This window comes from Sediminibacterium ginsengisoli (genome assembly GCF_900167075.1).
GTDB classification, from domain to species: Bacteria; Bacteroidota; Bacteroidia; order Chitinophagales; family Chitinophagaceae; genus Sediminibacterium; species Sediminibacterium ginsengisoli.
Map to the genome: position 1 here is coordinate 65,961 of NZ_FUWH01000011.1, position 13,567 is coordinate 79,527.

Here is a 13,567-nt window from a genome sequence, read left to right on the forward strand (position 1 = left end):
AAAAGCACTAATTTTTAGTGCTTTTTTTATGGAAACTGATCCTGTTTGCGTCTTTTTTAAAGAACCAAAACGAACCATATGAAAATCTTACCTGTAGTTAAAGCAATAGCCATTGTTCTTGTGCTGTTTTTCATTACCAGGGAAATCGCTTCCGGGTTGAAATATGGCAGTGTTACCGGTGTGATCATGGCGCTCGGCAGCATGGCTGCATTTGCCTATGTCCTTTACCTTCTGCAAAAACTTCGCAGGGTGAACAATATGGAAGAAACTGCGGAAGAACAATAATCTTATTTTACTCCACCAGCTTTTTAAGTTCCAGCAGCAGCCTTTGCTCCGGCAATTGCTGACCAAAGAACTGACGGTATCTTTTCCCGTTATTCACCATCAGCGTAACGGGAATGGCGCCGTCCCATGATTTGTCTATCTGCGGACAAAACAGGTCTGCATTGGTTTCATCCAGCCAGACAATATCTGATTTATACCCATTCTTTTTTGCGAATGCGGCTATGCCTTTCGGGTAATCATCTGCAAAATCGAGACTTACCAATACCAGGCGTACTTTCTGGTCTTTGAATTCAGCAACCGTTTTTTCGAACCAGGGTATTTCACGCACGCAGGGGCCGCACCAGGTAGCCCAGAAATTGATCACCAGCGGCACGCTGCTTGTATCGGCCATCTTCACCACATCGGCAATCTTCATTTTCCGGATCTCCTGCGCCTGCAGCGTGATGCTGAACAATAACGCCAATACTAGTATTCCTGCGATCTTTTTCATCATATTGTTTTTTTCTGGCTCCACTCTTCCATCAGTGCGCTCATACGTTCTGCGGGTAATGCAGGCTGATCATAATGTCCTGCCGCTCTCTTCTGCCGCATGGCTTCATAAATACTTACGGCACACGCTACAGAAATATTAAGGCTCTGGATAATACCCATTTGAGGGATGATAAAATTACCATCGGCCATGGAACGGATCTCTTCACTTACGCCTGTGTGTTCATTGCCGAAAACCAGCGCTACTTTCTGTGTGAAATCGATGCTGTACAGATCAACTGCGTCGCCCGACAAATGCGTAGTAAGGATCCGGTTGTACTGACTGCGTAATGCTGCAATACATTCCGCAGTATCTGTAAACTGGTGAACAGTGAGCCATTTCATGGCACTGCTGCTGCTTTTGAAACCGAACTTGGCATGCCGCGGGATCTGGGTGTTGAGAATATAAATATCCTGGATACCCACAGCATCACAGGTACGCATTACCGCTGAGATATTGTGCGGATCCTGTACATTTTCCATTACCACGCCTATACCCGGCTGGCGCAGATGGAGCACCTGCTGCAGTTTGGCTTTTCTTTCTTCTGTCATCTACGCAAAAATAAAAGAAAAAAGACGTTCCCTTACGGGAAACGTCTTGTATCTGCACCGGGTTTGTCTTTATCCTGTTAGTGTCCTCTGCCCGGACCACGACCGTTACCGTTATTCCTGTGATCGTTTCTTCCGCGGTCGTTATCGCGGCGATCATCCCTGTCCCAGCGGTCATGGCGATCATCACGTCTGTTATCATGGAACCTGCGGTCGTCAAAACGATTATCGTAACGGTTCCTGTTGTCTATCACAACCGGGCGTCTGTAGGCTACATAATATTTGTTGTAACGTTCACGGTAAATATTACCGCGGAGATAAGGCCTTGGTTCATTGACCACTACTTTATAGCCCCTGTACAGGTCGTAGTTCCTGTAGGCAACGGGTAATGAAGAAGCGAAGATCCAGCGGCCGCCGTCGAGATAGATAAACTGGCGTTCGGGAATATAATAGTAAGTATCGATCTCAGGCATGTAATAGTAATCGCCCACATAATCTCCGGGCACTCCCCACGCAGGCCTTCCGATATTCACGTTCACATTCAATCGCACCTGGGCTTTACTGTCGTTGTAAGAAAGAAGAACAGATGCGAGCAATACTACGGGTAGAATTAACTTTTTCATGGTTCAATGTTTTATACCCTCCATAAGCCAAACACAATGCCATAAATGCCGGCAACTGTTATAAAAACGTGAATGTGCATTTTATTTCACCGATTCTCAGACGCAGAACAGGGACTGGTTGCCCAGTCCCTGCTAATTATGTATATCTGAAATATTATTGTTTTACCGGCAAAATGCCCAGTCCCGGGCGACCAGAAACAGCAACTTTACCAAAATCGAATGAGAGGCCTGTTGCGGTATCCTGCGATAGCAGTAATGGTCCGTCGAGATCCGCATGGTCCAGTTGCGGCAGCAAATGTGCTATTGCAGCCGAGCCTATCGTACATTCATTCATGCTGCCCACCATTACCTGCATACCCAGTTGTTTTGCTTCTTTTATCATACGCAGCGCCGGTGTAATGCCGCTGCATTTGGTGAGTTTGATATTGATACCGTGAAAGTATCCCTGGCATTTTACAACATCCTTTTCAAACACACAGCTTTCGTCTGCGAACAAAGGCAAGGGTGATTTTTCGTAAAGCTGCTTCATGCCTTCCCAATTGTCTTTGGCAAGCGGCTGTTCAACAAACTCTACGCCCAGCTCTGCAAGCTGTGGTATTTTTTCGAGTGCTTCTTCGGTTGTCCAGCCGGCATTGGCATCCACGCGGAACAGGGCATCCGTATTTTCACGCAATGCTTTCATGATGGCGATGTCTTCATCGGTTCCGAGTTTGATCTTGTATACCGGCCATGGTTTCGCTTTCATTTTCGCCACCATTTTTTCTATGGAATCGATACCGATCGTATAATCGGTGATGGCAGTATTTTCCCAGCGGGTGCCCCATAATTCAAAAAGCGGCTGGCCCTTCATCTGTCCGAAAAGATCCCAGCATGCGATATCGAGTGCGCATACCAGGAAAGGGTTATCCGGGAAAAGATGATGCAGGTAATGCCAGTATCGTTCCGGTTCCGTGAGTGCGAATTTTTCCACCATGGCTTTTTTACTCTCCAGGTCGGCCATCATGCTTTCAACGGTTACGTTATAATAAGCGATCGCCGGCGCTTCGCCGATACCGGTGAAATTGCCCAGGCTGAGAGTAACTACAAGAGAAGGCTGGTGTGTTTTTGTTCTTCCGTTGGAAATGGTGAACGGGTATTCGAAAGGTAATTGCTGTTGCCAGTAACTCAGTTTCATAGCTCGTTGAATTGCGCCAAAGGTAAGGCAAACTCCATATGAAAATTAATGCTTAATGCAAACGTCCGCCGGCTTCTATACATTGCCGCAGTTCCTTGCAGAACAGATCGGAACGGAGTAATGTTTCCAGTGTGAGATGCATGCGGTAACGCCAGTAATGCTGCGGATCTGCAGGAATATTGATCCTTTCTGCAGCCACATCAGGATTACGGAGTTCTTCATTCATACCCATCAGATCCTGTAACTGGAATATACTCCACATGGCAGGCGAATACAAATGCTGCAGGATGATCGCTTTGCTGATGGCTGTATTACACGTAGCCGGCGCATCACCCCACTGCCCCAGCTCCAGCTCATAGAACAGCTGCCGTTCGCGGCCCAGTTCTTCTTCCCACCAGCCACGGATCGTACTCATATCGTGAGTGGAAGGTGTTACCACGCTGAGATAAGGTGCATCATCGGGATGAAAGAACCTTCTGCCCGGATCTTTGGGCATACGCTGGATCTCGAGGCTCAGCAGGCCCGTCTCCCGCATTACATCCGGCACACATGCAGGAACAAGGCCGAGATCTTCGCCGCAGACCAGCATCCGGGTTCCGCGTTTGAGTTCGGGCAGCTTTTGCAGTGCTTCTCTTCGCCAGCTATCTTCCTGGCGGCGGAAAAAATAATCGATATACAATTCGCGGAGGAAAAGCTGGGTGCGCATTTCGAGATGACTGAAAGAACTGGTGGCTTCCATGGCAAAACGGAAATGCAGGCTGCCATCGCCGGCATCCAGGAAGATCACATTACTGATCAGGTTATATAACCCGTTCCTGATCTCTGTATTCAGTGCCTGGTTTTCCTTTTTGGCAAACCATTCTTCTACCTGACGTTGCGTAGCGAATGCAGGTTTCAGCTGCCAGGTTCCGTCTTCATCCCGGTGCAGGAAAGTTTCTTTCACAAAAGCTTCGTCAGCCTTGAAAATAGCTGTGATAATATCGTCAGTAATAAACGGCCGGGTATAACGATGATAGCTGAACCCGATATTGGCTTTGTTCAGCTCGTTGATATGTACAGGTATGGCAGGAACAAAATGGCCCATGATTCCTTCTACTGCATGCATCGGGATGCTCCAGATACGGAAAAAGCCAAGGATGTGATCGATGCGGAATGCGTCGAAATAATGCCGCATCTGCCCGAAACGTTTTTTCCACCAGGCAAATCCATCGTTACGCATGGCAGCCCAGTTGTAGGTCGGGAATCCCCAGTTCTGCCCTTTCACGGCAAAATCATCGGGCGGCGCACCGGCCTGCATATCCATATTGAAAAGCGCCGGGTACTGCCAGGTATCTGCACCATAACGATAAACGCCGATAGCAATATCTCCCTTCAATACAACCTGCTTCGAGCGCACATGAGCAACCGTATCGCTGAGCTGCAGGTGAAGATGATATTGAACAAAACAATAAAATCCGAGTTCTTTTTCATGTGTCTTTAACAATGCCTCAACCGCTTTTTCATCATAAGCTGCATATTCGGGCCAGCTGGTATGATCCGGTGTTCCATACAGATCACGCAGATAACAGAATGCAGCGTAAGGATATAACCAGTGCGCGTGTTCTGCGGTGAATGCCCTGTATGCTTTTTGTTTGATGAATGCCTGGCCGTCTGCTTCATAGATCTGCCTCATAAGCCTGATCTTGAGCGCTATCACTTTCTCATAATCCACAGCTGCATATCCGTTCAGTTCTTTTCGTTCAGGTTCTGCAGCTCCCAGCAATGCCTTATGTTTCGGTCCGGCAAGCTTTGCAAGGTTCATATAAGCAGGATGCAATGCAAACGCCGAAATGGCTGCATAAGGATAAGAATCGCGCCTGTCGGAAAATGCTGTGGTGTCATTGACAGGAAGGATCTGGATGAGATTGAGTCCTGCTGTTGCAGCCCAGTCTGCAAGCAGTTTGAGGTCGGTAAATTCCCCGATACCGAATCCCTGTTCGCTTCTAAGACTGAATACAGGAAGGGAAACGCCCGCGCCGCGCCAGCCTGTTGCCGGGAAACGGGCAAAACAATCATTTACGATCACCTGTCTTCCCTTCGCTGCGGCATCGGACAGCAGTCTGTTATCGCCATCTTCAAAACGGATAAAATGATGGGTATCTATCGTACAAACTCCGTATTTATACGCAACAGGAAATTCCGCTTCCGACAGATCCAGTGCTGCTTCATACACACTCGACCGGGGATTGATATGCATGGGCACACATTGCGCTGTATCCCATGCACCGAGTTCGGGTGTACTGCCCAGCAGGCAGAGGGTTTCATTCTCTCCTGTCAGCGGTGCTTTTACATGAAACCGGTGTGTGGTGCGGCGCGGATCTTTCGGGGCTGTAACAGTATGTCTCTGTGAAAACAGCACATCGGTAAATGCCGCACTGTAAAACACGTTCTCCGTGAAGCCGGCATGATTCCAGGCATCCATGAAAACTGTTTCACGGGCTGTAAGTGCAGCCGCACTGAAGCGCCGGTCTGTGCCCCAGTCGAAGCTGGTGAGCCCGGCTGTATTTTTTAATACATAATTATATACGATCTCTTCGTGAGGTTGCACCAACTCGTCCAGTAAAAGCGTAGCACGCCAGAATTCATTGTTCACATATTCCAGGGGCAATGCCTTTGCAATGTTATTATTGCCCAGCTGCGGATGATTGCCTGTTACAAACAACTCCTCTCCGAATACGGTACTGAAACGCAGCTGGAAAATGATCTTTTTCCTTACCCGGCTTTTTTTCCCCTGTTCCTTTTTAACGGCTTCTTTTTTTTTCACTACTACCTGGCTGTTTAATATAGATGGTTTCGGTAAAGTTAACCGGAACAGGGGAATATTCCTGCCATCTCTTCTGTTTGAAAAACTTGCCGAACTTCACCCAAGTACCTTATCTTTGAAAACTAACAATCGTTCGTATATGAATCAGCAAGTACAAAGTTCAGCGGCATGGATGAAAGAAGCAGTAGACGAAATGAACCGCCATGCGGACAAGATCGCGGAAGGCGGCGGAGCAAAATCGGTGGCTAAACAAAAAGAACGCAATAAGCTCACTGCCCGGGAAAGGATCAGCTATCTCTGTGATGCGGATATGCCTTTTACGGAGATCGGCCGTTTTGCGGGTATGAACATGTATGAGGCTGAAGGTGGTTGTCCTGCCGGCGGCACTATAGCGGGCGTTGGTTATGTAAGCGGCAGGCAATGTGTGATCGTAGCGAACGACCAGACGGTAAAAGCCGGCGCCTGGTTCCCGATAACGGGTAAGAAAAACTTAAGGATGCAGGAGATCGCCATGGAGAATAACCTGCCGGTGATCTACCTGGTAGACAGTGCCGGTGTTTACCTGCCCATGCAGGATGAGATCTTTCCCGATAAAGAACACTTCGGCAGGATCTTCCGCAACAATGCACGCATGAGTGCCATGGGCATCACCCAGATCGCTGCGGTAATGGGTGCCTGCGTGGCGGGCGGTGCTTACCTGCCGATCATGAGCGATGAAACCCTGATGGTGGAAGGCAACGGCAGTATCTTTCTCGCCGGCTCTTACCTGGTGAAAGCCGCTATCGGAGAAAACATAGATAATGAAACCCTGGGTGGCGCTGTAACACATACCGAGATCAGCGGCATTGCAGATTATAAATTCAAAACGGAAGAAGAATGCCTGGACCAGATCAGAAAGATCATGGCAAAAACGGGCGCACAGCCCAGAGCCGGATTCGACCGTTCAACACCCGTCCTTCCCGCAAAAGATGCCAAAGAACTTTATGGCATCATCCCGGAAGGCAACCTCAAGCCCTACGATATGCTGGAGCTGATCGAGCGTATCGTTGACAACAGTGAGTTCGAGCAGTTTAAACAGGATTATGGTAAAACGATCCTCTGCGGTTATGCCCGCATCGACGGCTGGGCTGTAGGCATCGTAGCCAACCAGCGCCTGATCTGCAAAAACCGTAAGGGAGAAATGCAGCTGGGCGGAGTGATCTATAACGACAGTGCCGACAAAGCCGCGCGCTTCATCCTGAACTGCAACCAGAAAAAAATACCGCTGGTTTTCCTGCAGGATGTAACCGGTTTTATGGTAGGCAGCCGCAGCGAACACAGCGGCATCATCAAAGACGGCGCCAAGCTGGTGAATGCCGTAGCGAATTCGGTTGTACCTAAATTCACCATTATTGTGGGCAACAGTTATGGTGCGGGCAATTATGCCATGTGCGGCAAAGCCTATGATCCACGCTTCATCTACGCATGGCCTTCTGCAAAGATTGCGGTGATGGGTGGCGAACAGGCTGCGAAAACACTGCTGCAGATCCAGGTTGCCGGCATGAAAAGCCAGGGTAAACCTGTTACCGAAGCCGAAGAAAAAGCATTGCTGGATGAGATCAAGGGCCGTTATGAGAAACAAACTTCGCCTTATTATGCCGCTGCAAGGTTATGGGTGGATGATATCATCGACCCGCTTGAAACAAGACAGGTGATCTCCGAAGGTATCGCTGCAGCCAATCATAATACAGCACTTCCCGAACTGAAGACGGGTGTATTCCAGGTTTAATGGCCGCTGATTACTTCGAAACCACCGTAAACGAGGTTTCCGCATGCGTTACGCCGTTGGTGGTAACTCCCTGGGCAACGATGCGGAAACGGCCTGTGATATCACTTGTATAAAATGAGAGTTCCGTTTCCCCGGAGCTGTTTACAACCGTGGCATAATCCCAGAATAAGGTTGATAAGAACATAGGTTCCGACTTGCTGATCTTTGTATAATCCGGAACATAAAATTCTTTCCCTGTGTAAATACCTTTTACGAAAAGTGCGAATTTATTCTCAGGGAGGTCTTCGATACAACCGCTATACATCACATAAGTTACACCCTGCGTACCCATTTGCTTGGGATATCTTTTCCCGGCTTTGGGCGGAGTACCCCAGGTATGATTCATACAATTGAGCACACCATAAGGACAAACATAGTCTCCGCAATTATTACGGGCTGCTACAGTGTAAGGGTTGCCATCACTTAAGTTTGCAGAAACCGTAACAGTAGCAAGTGTAGGAGGTTTATCACCGGCTTTGAGCGCCATTGAATCGCTGTTGGGCGAAGTAAAATAACGCAGACCTGCCTCTTCATCAGGCAACCAGGAAAAGAACCGGCGGTTCATTGCAGCATAAGGATCTTCGACTTTGAGATTATAACCCACTTTATTTTTCTCACGCACAACAAAAACTACTTTTCTGTCCGGGGTGATCACCACATCCTGCTGGCGAATTTCAAAACTGCCATCGGCTGCGGCCCTGAGTTCCTTCATGTAAGTGTCGGCTGCCAATAATATAAATACAGGCTTTGATGGCCGGTCTTCAAATTTCGTAACAGTTCCTTTCAGTTTCAGGCTGGCAATACCTGTGTGAACTGTATCTGCAGCCGTTGCCTTCTGCAGGCCCGCCCAGTTATACTTTCTCCAGCCTTTAACAAGTAATATTTTGTTGAGGAAATCTTTATTCTCCTGCCCAGCTCCCATCGGATCTTTCCTGAGCGGCAGATCTGCAAGCTGGTGAGCGAGATAGGTATAACTCTCAATATCTGTATTGTTGCGTGTGTCGAGCCTGCTTTCCTGTACACAGGCAACGGAAAGCGTTCCGCCCGATGTATCGGTGCCCGAAGGATTCAGTTTCAGTTTCACCGTCACTTTCTGACGGGTATGATAAACAGCACTATCCGTAGTAACTGAGACTTTGTCTTTCTGATCATAATGCGCGAATACCATTCTTTCTGAAACAGGCGCACCGGCCGCATCCAGCAACGTAACCGTAAGCAAGCCGCGCGGAACATCTGCCAGCGGAATCTTAAAACCGCGCGCCGGTGCATTATCCAGCTCTACATCGAAGCCCGCATACAATTCTGTATAATCATGGATCATACAATACCATTTGCCGGATTGTTTTGATGAAACAGTAATGCGTAACGTATCTTCTGCAACAGCATCTGCTACATGCAGCAATGGTATGCCGGCTACCGGTTTCGGCAAAGCATACGATGTATCTTTTCCAGGCAGCCGGATCGTATAATCGTTTCCGGTTTCTGCGAAAAGCGAGAATCTGCCTATTCCTTCCACATTGGTCCGGAGCGTATCAATAACAATGCCATTCCTGTATAACAATGCCTGTGTATTCAACGGGGTTCCTTCCGGTGTTTTTACCTCCCAGCCTACCTGGTTGCTGAAGCCCGCTACCAGGTGCCCACTTTCAGGGTAAATGCCGATGCGGGCATTATCTGTCAGCGGCAGCCGGATCTGTAATTGTTTTTTCTCATTCTTATAGTTTACCTGTACTTTCAGCAGGTTTGATGCAGCTGTAAGATGTTTCACAGGCACAGTGATCGATGCCGAACCATAAGCATCCGTTTTGGTCTTACCGTTTATTTTCTGCCTGCCGGATCCGATGCTGTAAGTCACTACGGCATTGGCGATCAGGTTGAAGATATCTTTTGAATCCGCTTTCAGTAATACCGTTACAGAATCGGCGCTCTTCTTCGGTGCCAGTTTCAGCGAAGCAAGGAATGAAGGTGATACCATGGTTTTGATGGTAACCGGCTGCACAAACATGGCCCGCGGCTTACCGTCCTCCACCAGGTTGGTGTAAGCGACGAAGCTGTAAAAACCGGGCGGCAGCGAGTCAGGAAGGAACATATTGCCGAATGAAAATCCATCCGTCATTAAATATTTTTCTTCGGCAACCACAGCACTGTCTTCATTCCTGATAAGGGCAACGGCCATGGTATGGTTGGAATCTACGTGTACAGGCGGATGAAGGAGATAACCGGTAAACCAGGCCTGCTCGCTGTTGGTGTATATGTTCTTATCGAAATGAACGAACAGCAGGCCTTTATCGGCAGCAGCACCATACCAGCGCATTTTCTGTTCGAGCAAGGATGACCGGGCACTATTGTTTTGTGCCCATAGTCTGGTTAAGATCAACAGGAAGCAGAAAGTTATAAGCAGTTTTCGCATGGCCATGTCTGAAAGTTAGTAAGTAACATTGAAACGGATATTGGCAGCTGATTCCAAGGTACGTTATTATCATCACAAATCGTTCCTGACTTAAAAGACACCGCGATCCTTACCTCTGCTTTACAGTAAACGAAGCCTCGGCATGCGTTACGCCGTTTGAAGTAATACCCTGTGCCACTATCCGGAAACGGCCTGTAATATCACTCGTATAAAAAGAAAGTTCCGTTTCGCCGGCACTGTTCACAACCGTGGCATAATTCCAGTATAAGGTAGACAGGAACATCTGTTCCGACGGATCGATCTTTGTATAATCAGCCACATAAAATTCTTTGGCAGTATAAACGCCTTTTACAAACAACATGAATTTGTTTTCTTCCTTGGTTTCGATACAACCTTTATAAACGGTAGTATTGTTCATCCCCATACCATTAGGAGTCCGGTACGTTTTTCCTTCTACAGGCAAGGTTCCATAGGAATGATTCATACAATTGAGAATACCATAAGAACACACATAATCGCCGCAGGCATTACGTCCCTGTAGCGCTGATGTAGCGTAAAGCGATCCGTCGTTTTTATTGGCCGAGACCGTAACTGTGGCAAGTGTTGCAGCTTTCTCACCGGCTTTGAGTGTCATGGAATCAGTATGCGATGCTAAAAGATAACGCTGATCATTCTGTTCATCCGGCAACCACGCGAGGAGATTCCTGTTGATTCGGGCATAGGGATCTGTTACCTGTATGGCATAATTGTTTTTATTTTTCTCGTTCACAAAGAACATCAGTTTTTTACCCGGCGTGATCACAAGATCTTCTTTGCGGATATGGAAACTGCCGTCTGCCGCGGTAATGATCAGCTGCATGGCTGAATCTGTGATAAAGGAAAGGGATAAGGGCTTTCCCGCTTCTTTTTCAAACCTGGTTACATTTCCTTTCAGTTGGAGGCTTGCGATATTTGCCAGGAGCGTGTCTGCCGCACTAACTTTTTCAAGGCCCTGCCAGTTGTACCTTCTCCAGCCCTTTACAAGCAGAATATTGTTGAGGTAATCCTTATTATCCTCTCCCGGCCCTATCGGGTCTTTACGGAATGGCAGATCGGCCAGCTGGTGATTGAGATAGCTATAGCTTTCAATATCTGTGGTATTTCTCACATCCAGCCTGTTGTCCTGCACGCAGGCAACTGACAGCATTCCGCCGGATCTTCCGGTATCTGCTGCGTTCAGCTTCAGCTTCACTGTTACTTTTTGTCGTGTGTGGTAGGCTGCACTATCGGTAACAATCGATATTTTGTCTTTCTGATCATAATGCGCAAAAGCCATCCGTTCCGATACGGGTTTTCCGGATGCATCGAGTAATGTTACGGTAAGCAGCCCGCGCGGGATATCGGTCAGCGGCATTCTGAATCCACGTGCCGAGGCATTATCGAGCGTTACGTCAAAACCGGCATACAGTTCTGAATAATTATGGATCATACAATGCCATGTACCTGGTTGCTTTGCAGAGATTGAAATACGCAGGGTATCACCGGCAACAGCATCCGCGATATGCAGTAAAGGTACCCCGGTTACAGGATTGGGTAATGGGTATAAGGTGTCCGGCTGGTCTTTCCTGAGCACACGGATCGAATAGCTGTTGCCTGCTTCTGCAAAAAGAGAAAAAGTTCCCAGTCCTTCGCCATTGGTTTGTACCGTATCAACCGCCACCGCGTTCCTGTACAGTAATGCCAGTGTACTGAGCGGTGTTCCTTCCGCTGTTTTCACTTCCCATGCAACGCGGTTACTCAGACCGGCTACCAGGTGACCGCTTTCGGGATAGATCCCCACACGTAATTTATTATCGGGCAACGGCAGCCTGATCTGCAATTGCTTTTTTTCGTTCTTATGATTTACCTGCACTTTCAGCAGGCTGGCGGAGGATGTAAGATGCTTCACAGGAACCGTGATCGAAGCCGCGCCATACGGATCCGTTCTGGTTTTACCACTGATTTTCTGTTTACCGGTCCCAACGCTGTAGGTCACTTCCGCATTCGAGATCAGGTTAAAGATATCTTTGGAATCTGCTTTCAGTAATACGGTGGCAGAATCGGCACTTGTTTCCGGCGCCAGTTTCAGCGAAGCGAGGAATGAAGGCGTGACCACGCTCTTGATCGTTACCGGCTGCACAAACATGGCCCTGGGCTGGCCTGCTTCCACCAGGTTGGTATAAGCTACAAAACTGTAAAAACCGGGCTGCAGCGAATCCGGCAGGAACATATTACCGAACGATAATCCATCGGCCATTAAATATTTTTCTTCGGCAACAACGACGCTGTCTTCATTCCTGATGAGTGCAACGGCCATAATATAATTGGAATCTACATGTACCGGCGGATGAAGCAGGTAACCGGTAAACCATGCCTGTTCATTATTGGTGTATACATTCTTATCGAAATGAACGAACAGCAAGCCTTTATCGGCAGCGCCGTACCAGCGCATCTTCTGTTCAAACCGTGCAGAGCGGGTATTATTAGTATCCTGTGCCTGCAGCCCGAGCAAAGGCAACAGGAGGCAAAGTATGATAAGCAGTTTTCGCATAGCCATTTCAAAAGATCATGAATCAAACATCGGGCCCTTTATTTAACAAAGCGCTTCTAAAATACGGCTTATCAGTTAAATCAGCCTTCCGGAAATGTTTTTATGCTTTTATCACATATCACTGGCGCCGGCAGCATGAGGGTTGTATTTTGCACGCCGTTGCTGCCACATATATGCCTGGGAAACGCCGATCTATTCAGCATTCAATTCTTTTATTATGGCTACAGCAGGCAAGATCATTACCAACAGCAAAACCGGGCAAAGCATACGTTTTGTACAGACTTCATTAAGCACCGGCGGGCGTTTGCTCGAAATGGAATCCATTTACAAGCCAGGATCAGCCGAACCACCCATGCATTATCATCCGGCCCAGGAAGAAACTTTCATGGTCTTATCGGGGGAGATCAGCGTCCGTATCAACAAGAGCACAACTGTTTATTCTGCCGGGGAGTCTTTTCATATCCCTGCCGGCGTATCTCATTCCATGTGGAATCATTCAGACCGCAATGTGCTGCTCAACTGGAAAGTTCAGCCGGCCCTTCAGCTTGAATACCTGTTTGAAACCATTTCAGGTCTTTCCAACGATAATAAAACCAACAATTCAGGCAAACCGCCGCTGTTGCAGCTGGCGCTCACCGCCAGTCATTTTTCAAAGGAATTCCGGACAGCAAGGCCTCCTTACCGCGTTCAGCAATTTCTGTTCTGCATACTGAAACCTTTTGCTTTATTGCTGGGTTACAGGCCGGTGTATAAAAAATACCTCGACTGATCATCCCTGCAACTTGCACATGCGGTATATTCGCCGCCGGAGTTCTTAAA

The 13,567-nt window shown here is 47.9% G+C and carries 10 protein-coding genes; 3 read left to right on the forward strand and 7 right to left on the reverse strand.

Going from position 1 to position 13,567, the window contains the following annotated elements; translation table 11 throughout:
* The first annotated feature begins 78 nt into the window (after positions 1–78).
* On the forward strand, positions 79–285 hold the full coding sequence (locus B5D42_RS15555) for a hypothetical protein (protein WP_078832453.1): 207 nt from the start codon (positions 79–81) through the stop codon (positions 283–285).
* A gap of 7 nt (positions 286–292) precedes the next feature.
* Here B5D42_RS15555 and B5D42_RS15560 read toward each other — a convergent pair whose 3' ends face one another.
* The 5 genes from B5D42_RS15560 to B5D42_RS15580 form a co-directional block, all read right to left on the reverse strand.
* Entirely contained in the window at positions 293–775 is a 483-nt protein-coding gene (locus tag B5D42_RS15560; protein ID WP_176113038.1) for a TlpA disulfide reductase family protein, read from the reverse strand.
* A complete protein-coding gene (locus tag B5D42_RS15565; RefSeq protein ID WP_078832455.1) occupies positions 775–1,365 on the reverse strand; it encodes a TrmH family RNA methyltransferase in 591 nt (196 codons plus the stop codon). Before B5D42_RS15565 ends, B5D42_RS15560 begins: the two co-directional genes overlap by 1 nt.
* Before the next feature lie 77 nt (positions 1,366–1,442).
* The gene (locus B5D42_RS15570) at positions 1,443–1,985 is read right to left on the reverse strand and encodes a hypothetical protein (RefSeq protein WP_078832456.1); all 543 of its coding nucleotides are present in this window, start codon (positions 1,983–1,985) and stop codon (positions 1,443–1,445) included.
* Positions 1,986–2,139: 154 nt separating this feature from the next.
* On the reverse strand, positions 2,140–3,159 hold the full coding sequence (locus B5D42_RS15575; protein ID WP_078832457.1) for a dipeptide epimerase: 1,020 nt from the start codon (positions 3,157–3,159) through the stop codon (positions 2,140–2,142).
* 52 nt (positions 3,160–3,211) lie between these two features.
* Positions 3,212–5,962, reverse strand: coding sequence for a 4-alpha-glucanotransferase (locus tag B5D42_RS15580; protein ID WP_245825730.1), 2,751 nt, complete (start codon positions 5,960–5,962; stop codon positions 3,212–3,214).
* Between the two features lie 139 nt (positions 5,963–6,101).
* Here B5D42_RS15580 and B5D42_RS15585 point away from each other — a divergent pair, with 139 nt between their 5' ends.
* Complete coding sequence (locus tag B5D42_RS15585) at positions 6,102–7,730, forward strand: acyl-CoA carboxylase subunit beta (RefSeq protein WP_078832458.1); 1,629 nt, start codon at positions 6,102–6,104, stop codon at positions 7,728–7,730.
* Between the two features lie 10 nt (positions 7,731–7,740).
* Here the strand turns inward: B5D42_RS15585 and B5D42_RS15590 are convergent, their stop codons facing one another.
* Both B5D42_RS15590 and B5D42_RS15595 read right to left on the reverse strand, forming a co-directional pair.
* Positions 7,741–10,185 carry a hypothetical protein gene (locus B5D42_RS15590; protein WP_139367197.1) on the reverse strand — a complete coding sequence of 815 codons (2,445 nt, stop codon included), beginning with the start codon at positions 10,183–10,185 and terminating at the stop codon, positions 7,741–7,743.
* A gap of 103 nt (positions 10,186–10,288) precedes the next feature.
* Complete coding sequence (locus tag B5D42_RS15595; protein WP_078832460.1) at positions 10,289–12,748, reverse strand: hypothetical protein; 2,460 nt, start codon at positions 12,746–12,748, stop codon at positions 10,289–10,291.
* A gap of 217 nt (positions 12,749–12,965) precedes the next feature.
* On the opposite strand from B5D42_RS15595, the gene B5D42_RS15600 reads away from it, so the two are divergent.
* Entirely contained in the window at positions 12,966–13,517 is a 552-nt protein-coding gene (locus B5D42_RS15600; RefSeq protein ID WP_078832461.1) for a cupin domain-containing protein, read from the forward strand.
* The last annotated feature ends 50 nt before the right edge of the window (positions 13,518–13,567 follow it).

What these genes read in the sequence shown, in the direction of transcription:
- B5D42_RS15555 (WP_078832453.1), top strand. Translation starts at nt 79, where the DNA reads ATGAAAATCTTACCTGTAGTTAAAGCAATAGCCATTGTTCTTGTGCTG.
- B5D42_RS15600 (WP_078832461.1), top strand. Translation starts at nt 12,966, where the DNA reads ATGGCTACAGCAGGCAAGATCATTACCAACAGCAAAACCGGGCAAAGC.
- B5D42_RS15585 (WP_078832458.1), top strand. Translation starts at nt 6,102, where the DNA reads ATGAATCAGCAAGTACAAAGTTCAGCGGCATGGATGAAAGAAGCAGTA.
- B5D42_RS15590 (WP_139367197.1), bottom strand. Translation starts at nt 10,185, where the DNA reads ATGGCCATGCGAAAACTGCTTATAACTTTCTGCTTCCTGTTGATCTTA.
- B5D42_RS15575 (WP_078832457.1), bottom strand. Translation starts at nt 3,159, where the DNA reads ATGAAACTGAGTTACTGGCAACAGCAATTACCTTTCGAATACCCGTTC.
- B5D42_RS15565 (WP_078832455.1), bottom strand. Translation starts at nt 1,365, where the DNA reads ATGACAGAAGAAAGAAAAGCCAAACTGCAGCAGGTGCTCCATCTGCGC.
- B5D42_RS15595 (WP_078832460.1), bottom strand. Translation starts at nt 12,748, where the DNA reads ATGCGAAAACTGCTTATCATACTTTGCCTCCTGTTGCCTTTGCTCGGG.
- B5D42_RS15560 (WP_176113038.1), bottom strand. Translation starts at nt 775, where the DNA reads ATGAAAAAGATCGCAGGAATACTAGTATTGGCGTTATTGTTCAGCATC.
- B5D42_RS15570 (WP_078832456.1), bottom strand. Translation starts at nt 1,985, where the DNA reads ATGAAAAAGTTAATTCTACCCGTAGTATTGCTCGCATCTGTTCTTCTT.